Source organism: Streptomyces rectiviolaceus, from assembly GCF_039533825.1.
Lineage (GTDB): Bacteria > Actinomycetota > Actinomycetes > Streptomycetales > Streptomycetaceae > Streptomyces > Streptomyces rectiviolaceus.
In genome coordinates this window covers 157,102-175,692 of the sequence record NZ_BAAAUG010000022.1, presented here as the reverse complement: position 1 = coordinate 175,692, position 18,591 = coordinate 157,102, and the positions used below count along the sequence as shown (strand labels likewise).

General features: G+C 70.4%; 18 protein-coding genes and 1 pseudogene. 11 read left to right on the top strand and 8 right to left on the bottom strand.

From position 1 onward, the window contains the following. Positions 1-2: 2 nt before the first annotated feature. Positions 3-995 (bottom strand): GlxA family transcriptional regulator, encoded by a 993-nt coding sequence (locus ABD378_RS06570; protein WP_344519476.1) that lies wholly within the window; start codon positions 993-995, stop codon positions 3-5. Between the two features lie 197 nt (positions 996-1,192). Between ABD378_RS06570 and ABD378_RS06565 the strand changes: the two genes are divergently transcribed. Continuing rightward, positions 1,193-2,266 carry a methyltransferase gene (locus ABD378_RS06565; protein WP_386542923.1) on the top strand — a complete coding sequence of 358 codons (1,074 nt, stop codon included), beginning with the start codon at positions 1,193-1,195 and terminating at the stop codon, positions 2,264-2,266. Positions 2,267-2,281: 15 nt separating this feature from the next. Here ABD378_RS06565 and ABD378_RS06560 read toward each other — a convergent pair whose 3' ends face one another. After that, positions 2,282-2,899, bottom strand: a complete 618-nt coding sequence (locus ABD378_RS06560; RefSeq protein WP_344519475.1) for a TOPRIM nucleotidyl transferase/hydrolase domain-containing protein — start codon at positions 2,897-2,899, stop codon at positions 2,282-2,284. A 117-nt stretch (positions 2,900-3,016) separates the two neighbouring features. Further along, positions 3,017-3,871, bottom strand: a complete 855-nt coding sequence (locus ABD378_RS06555; protein WP_344519474.1) for a LysR family transcriptional regulator — start codon at positions 3,869-3,871, stop codon at positions 3,017-3,019. A gap of 80 nt (positions 3,872-3,951) precedes the next feature. On the opposite strand from ABD378_RS06555, the pseudogene ABD378_RS06550 reads away from it, so the two are divergent. Both ABD378_RS06550 and ABD378_RS06545 read left to right on the top strand, forming a co-directional pair. After that, positions 3,952-4,257, top strand: a pseudogene (locus ABD378_RS06550) (cupin domain-containing protein); the annotation flags it as partial. A gap of 54 nt (positions 4,258-4,311) precedes the next feature. Next, positions 4,312-4,674 (top strand): DoxX family protein, encoded by a 363-nt coding sequence (locus ABD378_RS06545; protein ID WP_344519473.1) that lies wholly within the window; start codon positions 4,312-4,314, stop codon positions 4,672-4,674. Positions 4,675-4,708: 34 nt separating this feature from the next. Here ABD378_RS06545 and ABD378_RS06540 read toward each other — a convergent pair whose 3' ends face one another. After that, on the bottom strand, positions 4,709-7,135 hold the full coding sequence (locus ABD378_RS06540; protein WP_344519471.1) for a phosphoketolase family protein: 2,427 nt from the start codon (positions 7,133-7,135) through the stop codon (positions 4,709-4,711). Between the two features lie 293 nt (positions 7,136-7,428). Here ABD378_RS06540 and ABD378_RS06535 point away from each other — a divergent pair, with 293 nt between their 5' ends. Beyond that, positions 7,429-8,628 carry an AAA family ATPase gene (locus ABD378_RS06535; RefSeq protein ID WP_344519470.1) on the top strand — a complete coding sequence of 400 codons (1,200 nt, stop codon included), beginning with the start codon at positions 7,429-7,431 and terminating at the stop codon, positions 8,626-8,628. 29 nt (positions 8,629-8,657) lie between these two features. After that, positions 8,658-10,286, top strand: coding sequence for a VWA domain-containing protein (locus ABD378_RS06530; protein WP_344519468.1), 1,629 nt, complete (start codon positions 8,658-8,660; stop codon positions 10,284-10,286). Positions 10,287-10,326: 40 nt separating this feature from the next. On the opposite strand, the gene ABD378_RS06525 is transcribed toward ABD378_RS06530, so the two are convergent. Then, entirely contained in the window at positions 10,327-11,184 is an 858-nt protein-coding gene (locus ABD378_RS06525; protein WP_344519467.1) for an EamA family transporter, read from the bottom strand. 73 nt (positions 11,185-11,257) lie between these two features. Here ABD378_RS06525 and ABD378_RS06520 point away from each other — a divergent pair, with 73 nt between their 5' ends. Both ABD378_RS06520 and ABD378_RS06515 read left to right on the top strand, forming a co-directional pair. Next, positions 11,258-12,175, top strand: coding sequence for a LysR family transcriptional regulator (locus tag ABD378_RS06520; protein WP_344519466.1), 918 nt, complete (start codon positions 11,258-11,260; stop codon positions 12,173-12,175). Between the two features lie 122 nt (positions 12,176-12,297). Next, positions 12,298-12,582: a DUF5133 domain-containing protein gene (locus tag ABD378_RS06515; protein WP_344519465.1), complete on the top strand. Its 285-nt coding sequence runs from the start codon at positions 12,298-12,300 to the stop codon at positions 12,580-12,582. Positions 12,583-12,748: 166 nt separating this feature from the next. Here the strand turns inward: ABD378_RS06515 and ABD378_RS06510 are convergent, their stop codons facing one another. After that, positions 12,749-13,075: a plasmid stabilization protein gene (locus tag ABD378_RS06510; RefSeq protein ID WP_344519464.1), complete on the bottom strand. Its 327-nt coding sequence runs from the start codon at positions 13,073-13,075 to the stop codon at positions 12,749-12,751. A 332-nt stretch (positions 13,076-13,407) separates the two neighbouring features. Here ABD378_RS06510 and ABD378_RS06505 point away from each other — a divergent pair, with 332 nt between their 5' ends. From ABD378_RS06505 to ABD378_RS06490, 4 genes are all read left to right on the top strand, one after another. Next, a complete protein-coding gene (locus tag ABD378_RS06505) occupies positions 13,408-14,250 on the top strand; it encodes a SigB/SigF/SigG family RNA polymerase sigma factor (RefSeq protein WP_344519463.1) in 843 nt (280 codons plus the stop codon). Between the two features lie 231 nt (positions 14,251-14,481). Next, entirely contained in the window at positions 14,482-14,946 is a 465-nt protein-coding gene (locus ABD378_RS06500; protein ID WP_344519462.1) for a peroxiredoxin, read from the top strand. A gap of 302 nt (positions 14,947-15,248) precedes the next feature. Next, positions 15,249-15,713, top strand: a complete 465-nt coding sequence (locus ABD378_RS06495; protein ID WP_344519461.1) for an ATP-binding protein — start codon at positions 15,249-15,251, stop codon at positions 15,711-15,713. A gap of 140 nt (positions 15,714-15,853) precedes the next feature. Continuing rightward, complete coding sequence (locus ABD378_RS06490; protein ID WP_344519460.1) at positions 15,854-16,354, top strand: hemerythrin domain-containing protein; 501 nt, start codon at positions 15,854-15,856, stop codon at positions 16,352-16,354. 92 nt (positions 16,355-16,446) lie between these two features. Here the strand turns inward: ABD378_RS06490 and ABD378_RS06485 are convergent, their stop codons facing one another. Together ABD378_RS06485 and ABD378_RS06480 are read right to left on the bottom strand one after the other, a co-directional pair. Continuing rightward, the gene (locus tag ABD378_RS06485; RefSeq protein ID WP_344519459.1) at positions 16,447-17,583 is read right to left on the bottom strand and encodes a PQQ-dependent sugar dehydrogenase; all 1,137 of its coding nucleotides are present in this window, start codon (positions 17,581-17,583) and stop codon (positions 16,447-16,449) included. A gap of 256 nt (positions 17,584-17,839) precedes the next feature. Further along, the gene (locus ABD378_RS06480; protein WP_344519458.1) at positions 17,840-18,544 is read right to left on the bottom strand and encodes a HutD/Ves family protein; all 705 of its coding nucleotides are present in this window, start codon (positions 18,542-18,544) and stop codon (positions 17,840-17,842) included. Positions 18,545-18,591 lie beyond the last annotated feature (47 nt).

The window sequence follows — 18,591 nt, the reverse complement described above, 5'->3', positions numbered from 1 at the left end:
GGTCAGGCGGTCTGGACGCGGAAGCGGCGCCGGTAGGCCGCCGGGGTGGTGGCGAGCTGCCGGTTGAACGCCCGGTGCAGCGTCTCCACCGAACCGAGACCGGCAGCGGTCGCGACCTGGTCGAGCGGACTGTCGGTGGTCTCCAGCAGACGGCGCGCCACCTCTACGCGGGCGGCTTCGACGTAATCGGCCGGGCTGGTGCCCGTCTCCTGTTTGAACACCCGGGCGAAGTGCCGCTCGCTCAGGCACATCCGGGCCGCGAGCGCCGCCGCCGACAGGTCCTCGTCGAGGTGCTCGGCGATCCACAGGCGCAGTTCGTCGATGTCGCGGCGGGCGGAGGCGGGACGACTGAGCGGCACCGAGAACTGGCTCTGACCGCCCTGCCGCTTGAGGTACATCACCAGCTGCCGGGCGACCGACAGGGCCACGTCCTCCCCCTGGTCCTCGGCCACGAGCGCCAGAGCGAGATCCAGGCAGGCGCTGATCCCGGCCCCGGTCCACAACCGGCCTCGGTCGGTGCGTACGAAGATGGGGTCCGGGTCGACCGTGATCGCCGGATGCTCGGCGGCCAGCTGGGCGGCGGTCGACCAGTGGGTGGTCGCCGTCTTCCCGTCGAGGAGTCCGGCCGCGGCCAGCACGTGCGCCCCCACGCACACCGACGCCACTCGGCGGGCCTGCGGGGCGGTCGCCTTCACCCACTCCACGACGTCCGCGTCGATACGGGCGACGGGTCCTTCCTCGGTGATGTCGACCGCTCCGGGCACCAGCAGGGTGTCCACCTGCCCGCGGACCTCCTCGAAGCCCAGATCGGCCACGAGCCGCACCCCCGCCGACGTACGGACCTCACCGGCGACCGGCCCGGCGAGGCGGACCCGGTAGTCGGCGCGGCCCGCTGTCTCCCGGTTGGCCAGCGCGAAGACCTCGGCCGGGCCGGTGACGTCGAGGAGATCGACATCGGGGAAGACCGCGATGACGACACGGTGCGGAGTGGACATGACCCCATCCTCACGTCCGCCATCGATGGCCGCAATGACGATTCCCTGTCACATACGGACATCCGGACATCCGCCCGGACGGCTTGATGGCGTCTCGGCGCGCGGCTCCACCGGCGGGGAACATTCGTCCAAGACGCTCGCCGCCGACCTCGGCAGAGTCGAGGGCACAGGCCGATGGCAGCCGAAGGGGAGCAGAGATGATGACGCGCAACACCACGACCAACGACGCAGACAACAACGACGCAGACAGCACAGAAGACGTCCGTGAGGTCGTCGCACAGCTGGTGTTCGGGAGCCTGGCCGCGCAGACCGTCCGCGCGGCCGTCCGGCTGAGGTTGGTGGAGCTGATCGGCGACAAGGAACGGTCGGCCGCCGAAGTGGCCGCCGAAGCCGGAGCGCTTCCCCAGCCCATGACGAGGCTGCTGCGCGCCCTGGCAAGCCTGGGCCTGCTGCGCGAACACACCGCGGGCTCCTTCTCGGTGACACCCGCAGGCGCCACCTTGGACCCCGGGCGGCCCGACTCGCTCACCTCGCTGGTACGGATGTTCACTGAGCCGACGATGCTGCGCGCCTGGGAGCACTTGGACGACAGTGTCAGGACCGGGGACGTCGCCTTCGACGCGATCTTCGGGAAGGACTTCTTCAGCCACCTCAAGGAATTCCCCGACCTGTCCGCGGAGTTCAACACGGCCATGAGCCAGGCCGCGAGGGCGACGGCCGCCGTCCTGCCGCGCGCCTTCGACTTCGGACGCTTCACCATGGTGACCGACGTCGGTGGCGGTGACGGCACGTTGCTGAGCGCGATACTGCGCGAACATCCGGGACTGACGGGCGTCATCCATGACACCGGGGAGGGCCTGGCCCAGGCACCGGCGTCACTGGAGCGCCAGGGGCTCACGACGCGATGCTCCCTGGTGGCCGGGGACTTCTTCCGCTCGGTTCCCGAAGGCGCCGACGTCTACCTGATGAAGAGCATCCTGCACGACTGGTCGGACGAACAGGCAGTCACCATCCTGACCCATTGCCGCGAGGTGCTGCCGCCCGCAGGACGCGTCCTGATCGTGGAGCCCGTCCTGCCCGAGGTCGTCAACTCCGAAGCCGCCGACCTCACTTACCTCACCGACCTCAACATGATGGTGAACGTGGGCGGCAGGGAGCGGACGCGGGCCGACTTCGAGGACGTGTGCCGCAGGGCAGGCCTGTCCCTCATGTCGGTGACCCCGCTGGCGCAGGCGGATCCCTTCTGCCTCATCGAGGCGACGGCCGCATGACAGACAGACAACTGCTCACAGGCTCGTGAGCAGGTCGTCGAGCGGCGCCGGTGTCTGCTCAGGGGCGAGGGCCTCCACGAGGAGGCGGCCGTAGCGGATCTTGCGGCCCTTCTTCGTGCCGAGGAAGCGCCGCAACTGCTGCTGCCGGGGGCGGGCGTGCTGTGCGGGCTGGCGCAGGAAGGTCTGCCAGGCCCGCAGGTCGCCCGCCGCCCGGACGATCTCCTCGACCCGTGCCGTGCCCAGCGCACGGATGAGCTCGTCCTCCAGGTCCGACACGCACACGAAGAAGTCCTCGCGCGGCGCCCGTGCCCGCTCCAGACCACGGTCGTAGAAGCGCTGCTCGGCCACGTCGCACAGCCCCGCCAGGCGCAGGTCGAGGCCGGGTGGCCCGAGGAGCTCGGTGTAGCGGCCGATGCTCATCGCCCCGCCCATCGACACGACGCACACCCCCTCGGCGGCCAGGTCCCGGCCGCGCCGTGCGGCCAGCGCCTCGACGGCCTCGCGGTCGCTCGGCCCTTCCACCAGCACCGCCGTCCGCACCCCCACCCGCACGGCGAGATCACTCGCCGGTCCGCCGGGCCCGCCGGCCGCCCAGCCACTGACCGCGTCCCGGAACGCCCGCATGTCCACCATGCAGGGAGTCTGCACCCTCACCGACGGCACGGCACGGAATATTCGACGGCCACGCCCGCCACGCCCGGAGCACTCACCACTCACCACTCAACACTCAGCGCTCAGCGCTCTCAGCACTCAGTCCCGGTAGGCGGCTGTCGCGGTCTGCGCGAACGAGCGGATCAGTGGATTCGTGTCGCGCTCATTCCATGCCACCACCACGCGGCTCGGAGGCATGTCGATCAACGGCACGACAGTGAGCCCGTCCGCCGTCTGTTCGTGGCCCAGGAGAGTCATGCCGACGGTGCCGTTCCAGAGAACGGCTTGCCTGCACTCCACCACGGCGCGCACGACCGGCCCCTCACGAGGTTCTCCGCCGCTCCAGAACGACTGCCAGAGGGGGTCGGTGCCCTCCGGGAAGACGAACCAGCGACGGTCAGCCAGATCGGCGAGGATCAGGCTGTCCCGGCGCGCCAGCGGATCGTCGGCGCGCAGCAGCGCACCCACCGGGTCGGCGCGCAGTTCACGTACGGTCAGGCCGGTCTCGTCGAACGGCCCCCGGGTCAGGGCGACATCGACCAGTCCGGCGCGCAGCCCGCACGTCGGGTCGGTCAGGTCGGTCTCGCGGATGCGCACCTCGACCCGCGGATGCCGGCGGCGGTAGGCGTCGGCCAGGCGCGTTACGCCCGCATCAGTGCTGTCGCCCAGGATGCCGACGGTGACGGTCGCGGCGCCTGCCGCGGCGGCCACGCGTACGCGTACCCGGTCGGCCTGGTCGAGCAGAGCGCGCGCCTCCTCGAACAACACCGCGCCCACCGCGGTGAGAGCGACCCCGACGGACGATCGGTCGAACAGCGCGGCGCCAACCTCGGTCTCCAACTGCTTGATCGCCCGGCTCAGCGGCGGCTGACTCATGTGCAGCCGGGCCGCGGCCCGGCCGAAGTGGAGTTCCTCGGCGACCGCCACGAAATAGCGCAGCGTTCGTAGCTCCATGCTGCGACGATACCCGCGCGGTATCGGCGCGACGGAACAGGTCTTGGACGGTCACGGCGCACTGGCAGTGAAATCGAGACATGACCGACGAACCCAAGACCAGTGAGCCGATGAGTACGCCGATGACAGCCCCTGCCCTTTCGGTGGTCGGTCCGGGCGACGGCGAGACGATCGTCCTCGGCACCACGCGACTGCGCGTCCTCGAGGACGGCAGCAACACCGGGCACCGCATCGGCCTCGCCGAATCCGTCCTCGCGCCGCACACGCCCGGACCGCCGCAACACCGCCACGCCCAGCATGACGAGGGTTTCTACATCGTCTCCGGATCGGTGCGGTTCACGGTCGGCGAGCAGAACTACGACGCGTCCGCGGGCACGCTGGTGATGAGCCGTTACGCCACCGAGCCTGCCACCGACTTCAGCTGACGGCCGAGGGGAATCATGAACGTCGCCTATTGGACCCTTGCCGGACTGCTGTCTCTCTTCTACCTCTACGGGGGCGGGGTGAAGCTGTTCCAGAGCCGGGAGCGGCTTCGGCCCATGATGGCCTGGGTGGACACCACCCCGATGGCGGCCGTCAGGGCCATCGGGCTGGCCGAAGTGCTCGGCGCGATCGGGCTGGTCCTCCCGCCGCTGACCGGCGTCGCCCCCTGGCTGGCCCTGGCCGCGGCCATCGGGTTCGTGGTCCTGCAGATCGGGGCGACCAGGGTTCACCTGAACCGCGGAGACCGTCGGATCGCCCTCAACATCACGCTCCTCCTCGCCGCGGCCGTGACCATCTGGCCGGCGACGACATGGCTTTGAGCCCGCTCCCCCCCAGGAGACAACCGGCGAAGGCTCATCCGCCGCCCGCGTAGTCCTGCCAGGACCAGTCCCGCACCTCCGGCAGGTCGACACCGTACTCACGCACGTAAGCGTGGTGGCGCAGCCGGATGTCCTCCATCCGCTGGCGCACCTCGACGGCGCGGACGCCCAGACCCGGCACCCGGTCGATCACGTCGATGACCAATCGGTAGCGGTCGAGGTCGTTGGCGACCACCATGTCGAAGGGCGTGGTGGTCGTGCCCCGTTCCTTGTATCCGCGGACATGCAGGTGCGGGTGGACCGCGCGCCGGTACGCGAGGCGGTGCACCAGCCACGGGTAGCCGTGGAAGCCGAAGATCACCGGCTTGTCGCGGGTGAACAGCGCGTCGAACTCCGCGTCCGGCATGCCGTGCGGATGCTCCCCCTCCGGCATGAGCCGCGCGATGTCCACCACGTTGACCACGCGCACCGCGAGGTCCGGCAGGTGGGTGCGCAGCAGGCCCGCGGCCGCAAGCACCTCCAGCGTGGGCACGTCCCCCGCGCAGGCCAGTACGACGTCCGGCTCCCGCTCGGGAGGCTCGTTCCCGGCCCAGGTCCACACCCCGGCACCCCGCGCGCAGTGCGCCCGTGCCTCGTCCAGGCTCAGCCAGTCGAAGCCGGGCTGTTTGCCGGCCACGATCACGTTCACGTAGTCGCGTGAGGCCAGGCAGTGCTCAGCGGTGGACAGCAGCGTGTTGGTGTCCGGCGGCAGGTAGACCCGCACTGCCTCCGGGCTCTTGTTGAGTACGTGCCCGATGAATCCGGGATCCTGATGCGAGAAGCCGTTGTGGTCCTGGCGCCACACATGGGAGGTCAACAGGTAGTTCAGCGAGGCGATCGGTGCTCGCCAGGGCAACTCGCGGGTGGTGCGCAGCCACTTGATGTGCTGGTTGACCATCGAGTCGACGATGTGCACGAAGGCCTCGTAGCAGGAGAACAGCCCGTGACGTCCCGTCAGGAGGTAGCCCTCGAGCCACCCCTGGCAGGTGTGCTCGGAGAGGATCTCCATCACCCGCCCGTGCCGTGAGAGGTGTTCGTCGACGTCGTGGATCTCCTCCTGCCAGGCCTTGCCGGAGGCCCCGTAGACCTCGTCGAGCCGGTTGGAGGCGGTCTCGTCCGGGCCGACGAGCCGGAAGTCGCGCCGTTCGGCGGTGTCGGCCATCACCTGCCGCAGGTAGCCGCCGAGCACCCGAGTCGGTTCGTTCAGGGTGGCGCCCGGCTTGTCCACGTCGACCGCGAACTCCTCGAGCGGCTTCAGCGGCAGTGAGCGCAGCAGCAGCCCGCCGTTCGCGTGGGGGTTGGCGCCGAGGCGCAGGGCGCCCTGCGGGGCGATGTCGACGAGCCCGGGGGCCGGGCTCCCCTCGGCGTCGAACAGTTCCTCCGGCCGGTAGGAGTGCAGCCACTCCTCCAGCTGGTGGCGGTGCTCGGCGCTCTCGCGGACGTTGGACAGCGGTACCTGGTGGGCGCGCCAGGTGCCCTCCACCGGCTTGCCGTCCACCGTCTTGGGGCCGGTCCAGCCCTTCGGCGTACGGAGCACGATCATGGGCCAGCGGGGAGCGGAGGTGTCCTTGGGGCGCTCGGCGTCTCCGTCGGCCCTGGCCTCGCGCTGGATCGCGGCGATGCGGTCGAGGCAGCGGTCGAGGGCGGCAGCGAAGTCGCGGTGGACCGTCATGGGGTCGTCGCCGGTGACGTGTACGGGCTCGTATCCGTAGCCGCGCATCAGGTCGTCGAGCTGGCTCTCGGGCAGCCGGGCCGGGATCGTCGGGTTGGCGATCTTGTAGCCGTTCAGGTGCAGGATGGGCAGAACCGCGCCGTCGTGCACCGGGTCCAGGAAGGTGTTGGAGTGCCAGGAGGCGGCCAGCGGCCCGGTCTCGGACTCTCCGTCGCCGATGACGCACACCGACAGCAGGTCAGGGTTGTCGAACGCGGCGCCATAGGCGTGCGAGAGGGAGTAGCCCAGCTCGCCGCCCTCGTGGATGGATCCGGGTGTCTCGGGGGCGACATGGCTCGGCACTCCGCCGGGGAACGAGAACTGGCGGAACAGCCTGGCCATTCCCTCTCCGTCGCGGGTGACGTCGGGGTAGGTCTCGGTGTATGTGCCGTCCAGCCAGGAGTTGGCGAGTACTGCTGGCCCGCCGTGCCCGGGGCCCCAGATGCAGACGGTGTCCAGTTGCCGCGCCTTGATGACCCGGTTGAGGTGAACGTGCACGAGGTTGAGCCCGGGTGAGGTGCCGAAGTGGCCGAGGAGGCGCGGTTTGATGTCCTCGGCCGCCAGGGGGCGCCGCAGCAGGGCGTTGTCCATCAGATAGATCTGCCCCACCGAGAGGTAGTTGGCGGCCCTCCAATACCGTTCCATCGCCTGCAGTTCGGCATCGGAGGCCGGTTCGGCGGGTGCGGGCGGGTTCACCGCGGGGTCGCCCATGGCTGCTCCTTCACAGGTTGACGGCCGGCCGGACGTCACGGCGGTGTGGACCGGCACGGCGGCGTGTGCCCTCCTCACGATATGGACGAAGGGCGCGGGGCGTCAGCGGTTGAGTGACCGGTCACGCTCAACGTAACCGCGCGCCTGATCACACGCCTCCCGGAGTCGGCCGGACGCATGGCCCGGAGGGCCCTCCCGGCCCCCGAGTTATCTTGCTCGGGCGAAGGCCGTTCCTCAGAACGGTCCGGCGCCGTCTCGTCAGCCCGACAGGGCGTCACAGCAAGGAGCTGAACGTGGGGGAACAGGACGCGCAAGAGACTGCCAAGAGGCTGCGGGCGATCTGCGCCGAGCTGTCGGACCGTTTCTATGAGCGGGCTGACGTGGTGCGGACGCTGGTGGTGACGCTGCTGGCCGGACAGCACTCGTTGGTGCTCGGCCCGCCCGGAACGGCGAAGTCCGAGATGGCCCGGGAGCTCACGGGCAGGATCGAGGGGGCGTCCTACTGGGAGATACTCCTGTCGAAGTTCACCGCGCCGACGCGGATGTTCGGTCCCGTCGACGTCGCCGCGCTGGCCCGGGGCGAGTACCGCCAGGTCTACGAAGGCCGTGCCACCACCGCGCATGTCGCGTTCATCGACGAGATCTTCAAGTGCTCCACGGCGGCGCTGAACGAGACGTTGGGCTACCTCAACGAGCGGATCTACCACCCCGAGAGCGGCGGCGAGCCGATCCGCTGCCCCCTGATCGGGGCCATCACGGCGAGCAACGAACTGCCCAGCGGCGAGGATTCGGCCGCGATCTACGACCGGATCCTCGTACGGATCGAGGTCGGGTACCTGGCAGACCCCTCGAACTTCGCCGCGCTGGTCCGCTCCGCCGTCGGCCGCCCGGTGGCTCCGGAAAGGACCACCGTCGAGCTGGCCGCGTTGCAGCAGGCCGTGACCGGAGCCGTCCCGGCCGTGGATGTCCCGGACGCGATCGTGGACGCGGTGTGCACGCTGCGGGCCGCCCTGCGCCGCAAGGAACTCGTCGCCTCCGACCGCCGCTGGCGCCAGGCGGTGGGCCTGCTCCAGGCGTCCGCCTACCTCGACGACCGCCCGGCGGTCTCCGAGACCGACCTGTCGGTGCTGACCCATGTGCTGTGGGACTCCCCCGCCGAGCGCCCGACCGTCGAGCGCGAGGTGCTGCAACTGGTCAACCCCGATGCCAAGGAGGCGCTCGACCTGGCCGACGCCATCGAGGAGCTTGAGGCCCAGCTCGACGCCATGGCCGGGCAGTCCCGCGAGGCGCTGAGCGACTGGGTCATCAAGAAGGCCCACAACAAGCTCGCCATGGCGGGCAAGCGCCTGGAGAAGCTGCGCGCGGAGGCGGCGGGCGCCGGCCGCTCCACTGCCGCCATCGACCGGGTCACCGGGCGCCAGCGCGCCGTCCGTGCCCGCGTTCTCACCGAGGCCCTCGGCATGGACGCGAGCATGGTGCAGGCCCAGCTCTGAACACCGGGGGATCAGGGGGGATCAGGACCATGGCCGAGGCACCGAGCGGACTCGACGACCTGGGGAGCCGGGCCGGGAGGTGGCTGGGTCTGTCCCCTGCCGCTTCCGAGCGGCACACCACGGCCGTGATCGCTGACCGGTTCGAACGGATCGCATGGCGCGACACCTACGAGCAGTCGGCCGGACTGCGGGAGCTGGCCGAGGAGCTGAGCGAGCACCACGCCTGCGCCACCGACCTCCTGACCGACGCGTTCCTGGCCGCCTACAAGGTCGTCCCGCGGTTGCGCGAGCGCGCGGAGATGGCCCCGTCCCGGCTGGTCAACCACCAGGTCATCAGCTCGCTCGTGGAGTCACTCGACTTCGCCGAGCTGCACCGTGAGACGGCCGGCGACCCCTACGCCGCCGCCATGGCCGTGCTCGCCCAGGCAGCCGCGCTGCGCCGGCTGCTCGAGCGCTCCCGGGATGTCCAGGAACGGGCCGAGCAGGCGACGCAGGCCCGGCAGGACGCCGAAGGAGCGGCGGCCGCCGTGGGCGAGGCGCTCCAGCAGGCCGCCGACGGAGCTGACTGTTCCGATGGCGACGGCACCGTGCCTCCCCCGGCCGCCGACGCCGTCCAGCAGGCGATCGAGGCCGCCGAGACCACCGAGACCGCCGCCCGGCAGGCCGCCCAAGATGCCGCGCAAGCCCTCGCGGCGCAGGCTCCCGGTATCCGTGCCGGCGCCCGGAACGCGGCGGCGAAGGCCGCCGATGCCGTACGGCAGGAGGCCGCGCTGATGCGGGCATGGGGCGTCGGTCCCGGCGAGCTCGAGCGGATGCCGTTCGACCAGCGCGCCCGGCTCGCCGAGCGGCTGCGCACCGGCCGTCTGGCGCGGTGGGCCGAACTGATCGGCCGCTTCCGGCAGATGGCCTACGGTGAGCGCGCCCGCAAGGTGGAGAACGCCGCCGGGGAGCTGGTCGGCGTCACGCTCGGCGACGACCTCTCCCGCGTCATCCCCTCCGAGCTGGCCAACCTGGGCCTGCCCGAGCTGCGTGCCGTGTTCGCCGCGCGATACGCCGCCGGGGAACTGATGCTCTACGAAAGCCAGGGAGAGCAGGCCACGGGCAAGGGCGCGGTCATCGCGTGCGTGGACACCTCGCACTCCATGTACGTGGAGGGGCCCGGCGGAGTCACCCGGGAGGCGTGGGCCAAGGCGTGCGCCCTGGCGCTCCTCGATCAGGCCCGCCATGCCAAACGTGACTTCGTCGGCATCCTGTTCGCCGCCGCCGACAAGCTCCAGGTCTTCCGCTTCCCGGCCGACGAGGCCGCCGACATCGCGCAGGTGCTCGACTTCGCGGAGACCTTCCTCGGCGGCGGCACCAGCTACGAGCGGCCGCTGACGGCGGCCGCCGAACTGCTGGAGCAGGAGTTCGACGACGCGGCCCGTATGCGCGGCGACATCGTGATGCTCACCGACGACGAATGCGACGTCACCGAGGAATGGACGCGCGGCTGGAACGACGCCAAGCACCTGTTGGGCTTCCGGGTCTTCGGCGTGGCCATCGGCGCACCGCCCGCCGCCGAGGCGGGCTCGGTCCTGGACGCCCTGTGCGACAACCTCCGCTCCATCGAGGACCTCACGGACGTGCACGCCGCGGCCGACCTCTTCCGCGTGATCTGACGCCAGTCACGTGCGAGCGGTGCGCCCAGCTGAGCTCCCTCTAGGTGCTCTCGCTCAGTGATTCCCGCCGGTGCTGCGCGCGCGGGGCCACCACGCCCGCGCTCGCCGCGCCCACGCACGCCAGGGCCGCCCACTGCGCGATGCCCAGGTCCTCGCCCAGGACCAGTACGCCCGCAAGGCCCGCGCTCGCGGGTTCCAGACTGGTCAGGACGCTCACCGTCCGCACCGGCAGCCGCCTCAGGGCCGCCAGTTCCAGGGAGTACGGAATGACCGCCGAAAGGACGGCCAGCGCGGTCCCGAGCAGCAGGATCCGAGGGGCGAGCAGTTCGGTCCCCGCGTCCGCCACGCCCAGCGGGAGGGTCAGCACGGCCGCCCAGGTCACCGCAAGCGCCAGCGAACCGCCTCCCGCACTCCGGGATCCCGCCTTCTTGCTCAGCAGCAGATAGGCGGCCATGGACGCCCCTGCGGCCAGGGCGAGCAGCACACCGGTGAGCGACGAGCCGGCGCCGTGGGGGACATGGAAGAGGCACACCCCGCATCCGGCCAGGACGGCACAGCCCGCGTCACGCCGGCGGCGCGAACTCAGCACGGCCAGGGCGATCGGGCCGAGGAGCTGGAGTGCGCTGGCCAGCCCCAGGGGCAGCAGGAGCAGTGCGGGGTAGATCAGGTTCATCCCGGCGATGGCCGTCCCGAAGGCGAGGACCAGGGCCACATCCGTACGGCTGCGCGGCAGCGAGGGCCGATACAGGAGCAGCAGGAGCACTGCGGCCAGACCGAGGCGCACGGCCACCGCTCCCGGCGCACCGACCGCGTCGGCGAACTGCTTGCCCAGGGCCTGCCCGAACTGGAGGCTCAGCACGCTGCCGAGCATCAGCGCGGGAGCGGGAGGTTTCATCATGCGTCCAGGATCTGCACGACGAACATGCACGTCCAGCAAATGGATACGCATGAAACCGTTTAGCCTTGCCTACATGATCGACCACCGGCTGCACGTCCTTCAGGCGCTCGCCGAGCACGGCACGGTCACCGCGACCGCCGGGGCTCTGCACCTGACTCCCTCGGCCGTCTCTCAGCAACTGCGGCTGCTGGCCCGCGATCTGGGGGTGGAGCTGCTGCGTCCCGATGGGCGACGCGTACTCCTGACACCGGCGGCGCACATCGTGCTCCGGCACGCCGGCGCGCTGCGGACGCAATGGGAGGCGGCCCAGGCGGAGTTGGCCCAGCAGGGCGCGAGCACCCAGGGCACGCTGCGGATGTGCGGGGTGTCCTCGGCGCTGGCCGCGCTCGGCGCTCCGGCCGCCGTCCGGCTGCGGGAGACACACCCGCTGGTGGAGTCGCTGATCGTCGAGGAGGAGAGCTCCGAGTGCTACCGGATGCTGCTCGGGGACGAGACGGACGTGGCCCTCGTACTGCCGGGCCCCGACGCACCGCCCGTCACGGACGCCCGCTTCGAACAGACGCTGCTGCTGACCGACCGGCAGGACCTGCTGGTCCCCGAGGGACACCGGCTCGCCAGGCCCGAGGGAGTCGAACTCGCGGAAGCCGCCGGGCAGTCGTGGATCGTGAAGAGGCCGAACAACGACACCTACCCGCTGGTGATGGCGGCGTGCACGGCGGCCGGCTTCACTCCCCGCATCACCCATCAGGTCAAGGAGTGGTACGCGGTCTCCTCACTCGTCGCCGAAGGGTTCGGCGTCTGCCTCATGCCGAGGATCGTGCCACTGCCCCAACTCGCGGTCACGCGCGTCCCGCTGCGGGGAACGCCGGTGCCCGTACGCCGGTTCCTGACCGCCGTACGGCGCGGCAGCGCGGCACACCCTCTGGTGGCGGCCGCGCTGCACGCTCTGCGCGAGGCGGCCTCGGCCCACGCAGCGGCGCCGGAGTCCTGAGCCACCCCGGCCGCGATCCGGCCAACTCCCGACGAACATCGCCCCACCACCGATTGACCTGCTCCGGCATGGGCACACAGGGCAAAGCGAAGGTCGCACCGCAAGCTCTGGAAAGGATTCTCATGCTGCTCGCACACCCCGCGGTCCTGCGGGACCTGGTGGAACGCTACAAGGCCCTGGCCGTACTGCGGGCCGACCAGGGAAGCGCCACAAGCCGTCAGGAGTACGAGGACGTCGCGTACAGCCTGTGCCTGGCCACCGGAACCAGCGACGTCGACGCCGCCGTAGTGGCCGCGAGCCACCATCTGCCCGGCGCCCGCCCCTCGGACGACTCACTGCTGGACGACTCACCGCCGGACGACTCACCGCTGGACGACTCACCGCTGTCGGGTGAAGCCCTCCGGTGACCCGCCCGCCGGGCCCGCGCTCCGCGCCGAGGAGGCCGTCGATCGGCCGCACCCCAATGCGGCCGATCGACGAAGCCAAGCGTCCGAGGCCGTTCCGACGCTTCGCACCCCGCGTCACGGGTGCCCCATCTGTTGCTCGGCATGCACCCGCGTCCGGTGAACGATGTCAGCGGCCGAGAGCCTGCTTGAGTTCCTTCTTGTTCATGGACGAGCGGCCCTCGACGTTCTTCTTCTTGGCCTCCGCGTACAGTTGATCCTTCGTCGGGCCCTGCGCGCCGCTGTGCGAGCGCTGCCCACCTCGCTCGGACGCCGACTTCTTGTCCTGCGTGGACGTCTTGCTGGCCGTCTTCGACTCTCCCGAACGTGCCCGTTCCTTGTTGACCGTCCGGGCGGCGATCTCCTTCGCGCGCTTGGTCGAGGCCCCGCGGTCCTCGGCGCTGTCCTTGACGTGTTCGTACTGGCGTTCACGCTTCTTGCTCGATCCAGCAGGCATGTGATGCCCCTTCCTCAACCGTGTTCCTCAACCGTGGTCCGGTCGCGGCGATTGGTTCTCATGATTCGTGGTGGCGGTGCGGTCCGCACATCGGCGAGCCGGGCCACGGGCCACCTGGCGGTGCGTGCGATCAGGTACCCCACAAGCGCCGGGTGATACATCGTCGACCTGGTGGTTGTTTCCCCTCGGAGTCGAGGGGCAGGCGGACTTCGTGCTTCGGACCGGAGGCGCATGCGCGGGGAGCGGTATGCCCACTCCCGCCGGATGCCCGGCTCCGGGCCGTCCCGTTTCTCGCGGTCACTTGCTGGCCCACCGCTGAGGAGCGATTTCTGATGCTCACCGATCTCACCGCACCCTCTTCCCGCCGCCGTACGGGCAGCCGGCACCTCCACGAGGACGCTCCCGACACCAAGGCGGCTGCCGAACACCTCGCCGCACTCGAAGGCGGACCCGAGTACGACCTGCTGTGCGAGGAGATCGTGACGGCATGGCTGCCCATGGCGCACCGGCTGGCCGGCAGGTTCCGCAACAAGGGCGAGACCCTCGACGATCTACGACAGGTCGCCGCGATGGGCCTGATCAAGGCGGTCAACCGCTACGAGCCCGAGCGCGGGCCCTTTGAGAGCTATGCGGTGCCCACCATCACCGGCGAGCTGCGGCGGCACTTCCGCGATCGCATGTGGGACGTACGGGTGCCCCGGCGCGTCCAGGAGCTGCGCAACAAGGTCCGGGTCGCGCGCCGCGAACTCCTGGACCAGCCGGGGAGCGCCGCCGAGCCCGGCATCGCGGACATCGCCGAGCAGGCCGGTCTGACCGAGGACGAGGTCCGTGACGGGTGGGAGGCCATGACGAGCTACAGCGCCCTGTCGCTGGACGCCGAGATCTCCTCCGACCCCGATGGATTCAGCCTGGCCGACACCCTCGGGGCACCCGACCCCGCGTACGACTTCATCACCGACCGCGAGGCCGCCAAGGCAGGTCTGCGGCGGCTGCCGGAGCGTGAACGGACCATCTTGTACCTGCGCTTCTTCGAGGACATGACGCAGAGCAGGATCGCGGAGGAGCTCGGCATCTCGCAGATGCACGTCTCCCGCCTCATCACCACCAGCTGTGCCCGTGTGCGCTCGGAGGCCGTTCGCGCAGACGTCGGCGCCGGGCACGCTCAGGCGGCGTGACGACGGGGCGAGTGCGCTTGCCGCGCACGGCGATTGATCTGCCCCTGGGGCGCCAGGGCCGCCCCAGGGGCTCTGCGGCGGCGGCCGGACACACTCTCCTTACCGCCGAGTAGTATCGCGAGCCACCCTGCCTTGTGATGCCGAGCCGTGAGGAGACCTCGTGTCTGCCCATCCCCCTCGTCCGCCTCTTGCCTCGCCTGCCCGCCCGCACCCCGGCCAAGGAGCACAGCGATGACGCGGATCCAAGTCGGCTCCCTCGTCGAGGACTTCACGCTGCCCGACGAGACGGACACGCCCACGACCCTCTCCTCGCTCCTGTCCGAGGGCCCGGTGGTGGTGTTCTTCTACCCGGCGGCGATGACGCCCGGCTGCACCGCCCAGGCATGTCACTTCAGGGACCTGGCGGCCGAGTTCGCGGCGGTGGGTGCCAGGCCGGTGGGGATCAGCTCGGACGCCGTCGAGCGGCAGCGCGAATTCGCGGGGCTGCACACGTTCGGCTTCCCGCTGCTGTCCGACCCCGACGGCGTGGTGCGCGGGCGGTTCGGCGTGGCACGCGGCTTCGGCCCCCTGCCGACCAAGCGGGCCACGTTCGTCATCGGACCCGACCGGCGCGTTCTCGAGGTGGTGCGCAGCGAGTTCCGGATGGGCGCCCACGCGGATCGTGCCCTGGCGACGCTACGGTCCGCCGCGGGCTAGCGCAGGCGAAGGGGCCGGGCCGGGCCCGGCCCCTGACCCAGCCCGTTCCCCGAGCCTGCTGCCTGCTGCCTGCTGCCTGCGGTCACGGCACCGATCACCTATGAGCGGGCTGTGCCGGGCGGGTTTCTGTCACCATGTTCTCGACTGCACTCCCTGGTGCGGCGCGGACCCGAGCGTGCACCGAAGTCTGCTGCCGATACAAGCAGGCCCGCTCGAACGGATCATCGACCCGACTCGGTCAGTATGCGACGCGTCCAACAGGGTAGGTGAGCGCAGACAACGGGGATGAAGGTGGAGAGGGCATGGAGCCAGCCGGCAGTGACGGCGAGGGGCCGTCGGAATCTCACGCCATCCGCGTCACCGTCCCTCTGAACGGCGGGGACTCCTCCATAGCCGAGGCACGACACCTCGCGATCGACTTCCTCACCCGCGCCCAGGCCGACCAGAACGTGGCCGTCTCCGCCCGCGCGATGGACCTCACTCAGCTGGTGGTCAGCGAGCTGGTCACCAACGCCCGCAAGTACGCCCCCGGGCCCACGCTGATGGAGCTGTGCATCATGGACGCCACGGTGGTGGTGACCGTGCACGACAGCGTCCCCACCCGGCCCGTCGCCCGTTCCGAGGACCCGCACAGAATCGGTGGGCACGGCCTGGAGATCGTCATGGCCGTCGCCCAGACTTTCCAGGTCCACATCGAACCGGCCGGCAAGCGCGTCACCGCCCGCATCGCCCTGGCCGGCGAACCAGCCGGCACCCCCGGAGCCTAGCCCGCACGAGTGACACACGCGGGGGCCGGGTACACGAGGCACCTCGTGGGCCAGTGCGCACGCTACGTATCTGACAAAGGCGCTCACTGCACTGAGCCCGTCTGCCCCGGTCGAGAACCCCGGTCGAGAAGGAGCCCCCCATGACGGACAAGGCAACGGCAACGGACGTCGTCGAGCTGATCCTCGACGACCACCGGCGGATGGAGGAACTGTTCCATCAGATGCGCAGCATCGAGGCCGAACGAGCCGATGCCCTGCGGGAGTTCGCCGACCTGCTCATCGCGCACGCGCTCGCGGAGGAGGCCGAGGTCTACCCCGCGCTCAAACGCTACCGGGACATCGACAACGCCGAGGTCGAACACGGCGCCGAGGAGCACGAGGAGGGCAACCAGGCGCTGCTGGCCCTCCTGGAGGTGAACGAGGTCGGCTCCGACGACTGGGACGAGAAGCTGGAGAACCTCGCCGAGGCGGTGTCCCACCACACCGATGAGGAGGAGCGGACGATCCTCAACGGCGCACGCGGGAACGTGGCCATGGAGCGCCGCGAGGAACTGGGCACCGCCTTCACCAAGGAACGCGCCAAGCACCTCGAGGCGGGTTGCGGAAGCATCGAGAATGTCCGCCGCCTCGTGAAGGCCTGATCGGGGCCACACCCCCCAAGGGCGTGACCCCAACTGGCCTGAACTGACCTGAACTGGCCTACAGGGGCGCCTACTTCATCCAGTGGACAACATCACGCCGGGTCGATGCGGGAGACGCTGCCGCCTATGTCGAGCACGTACAGGTCCCCCTTGCCTCCCTGCGCGAACGCGACGACCTCGCCGCCGTTGACCCCGAGGTCGCTCACACCGGTCACCTTGCCGTTCTCCATCTGCAGAGCGCGGACGGTGCCGTCGCAGTAGTCGCTGAACACGTACTGACCCTTGAGATCCGGGATGGCCTTGCCCCGATAGACGTATCCGCCGGTCACCGAGCAGCTAAGACCGTTGCGGTCGTACTCGTGGACCGGCGGGACGTGGTTCGCGGGCTCCGTGCCGCCTCGGAACGGATGGCTGCCCTCCATCTGGGACCAGCCGTAGTTCTCGCCGCCCTCGCTGCTCGCCGGGGCCCAGTCGATCTCCTCCCACGCGCTCTGGCCGACGTCACCGATCAGCAGGTCGCCCGTGCCCGCGTCGAAGGAGAACCGCCACGGGTTGCGCAGCCCGTACGCCCAGATCTCGTCCTTCGCGTTCGGGTCGTCCACGAAGGGGTTGTCCGACGGGATCGCGTACGGCTTTCCGCCGCGCGGGTCGATCCGCAGCAGCTTGCCGAGCAGCGTGTCGAGGTTCTGCCCGTTGCCGTGCGGATCACCGCCCGCGCCGCCGTCGCCGAACGCGATGTAGAGGTAGCCGTCCGGGCCGAACGTGATGTCGCCGCCGTTGTGGTTCGCGTAGGGCTGCGTCTGGGTGAGGACGGTGCGCCGCGTGTCGGGCCGGATCTTGCCGTGCCGCACGGCGAACTCGTCCACGGTGCTTGTGCCTTCGAGGTTCGTGTACGAGATGTAGAAGTGCGCGAACTTCTTGTCGAACGCGATGCCCAGCAGCCCGCGTTCGCCGTCGGTGGTGGTCTCCTTGGATATGTCGAGCACGGGCTTGCCGAGCCCCTGATGGCCCAACGCCCTTACGGTGCCTGCACGTTCGGCTATCCAGACCGTGCCGCCTGGACCGGCGGTGCCCGCGGTTGGATTCTGGGCCGTGGCCACCTTCGTGAGTGCGACCTTCGGGGCCTGACGTGGGGCGGCGGGCTCGTCGGCGAACGCCGTGGTCAAGGCGAGGGAAGCGACGAGGCAGATGGTGGCGATGATCGCCGAGCTTCTGGTGCCAACTTTCACCGTGATCCTCCTGGAGGCGGCGAATGGGGAGGTCACCCGGCTGCTTGGGGCAGAGTTAGGTGGGCGTCGCCCGCGCCGGCACGCAACCTGGGTGGGGGGATGGTGTGCAACTGGCTGCGCATGAGGATACTGGGACATGGATGGCTGGTATAGACCAAGAGCCCATCCATATACCGCCGTTCAACCTTCGTCGCGTTCCCCGACGCGAGAGCCGCATCGCCCACGGCCGACCGGGCGGGCGCGCCGGCTCACTCCGTCAGCGCGCCGCGGTGATCCTGATCCCGGCCACTGTGCCGTCGCCCCACAGAGTCAGCGCGCCCGGACCTTCATGACGTACGCAGTCGAGACGACCGAGCGCGGTCTCCGGTCCGCCCGGTCCGCCCGATCCGCCCGATCCGCCGCCCGGTCCGTCCGGTCCGCCCGATCCGCCCGATCCGCCGCCCGGTCCGGCCGCGCCGCCGACTGCGATCCCCTCGGTGAGGGCCATGACGAGCAGGGTCTCGCCCGCGGCACACGCCAACTCCGCCCCCTGCGCGGCGGCGACGGTGACCATCCGCACTTCTGCCTTCGCCCGGCCCCTGCGGGTCATCACATTCATGTCCCGCACCGCGCCCGCCTCCAGCCGACAGTCCGTCGCCGCGTCGCCGGAGAAGGCGAAGGGGCTCAACGGCCCGACCGGGTGCGGGGTCCCGTCCACGGTCAACACCATGCCTTCGCCCTCGACCAGGGTGATCACGCGGTCGATGCCGGGAAAGGAGGAGAAGGAGCCTCCCGCGTCCACGTCCGCGACACTCACCCGCCAGTCGAAGCCGGGCGCGGGCTCCGCCGAGGAGTCCGCCGAGGAGTCCGCCGATGCCAGGGGCGCCTGCACGGCTCCGGACGCGACCTCCCGGGTCATACCGCCGCCGTTCTTCCACGGCATGCTGCGGTATTCGCTCCAGCGCAGAACATCTCCGCCCATCCGACGCCGCCTCCTTCTCCCACGTGATCACCGAGTCCGGTGCCAGC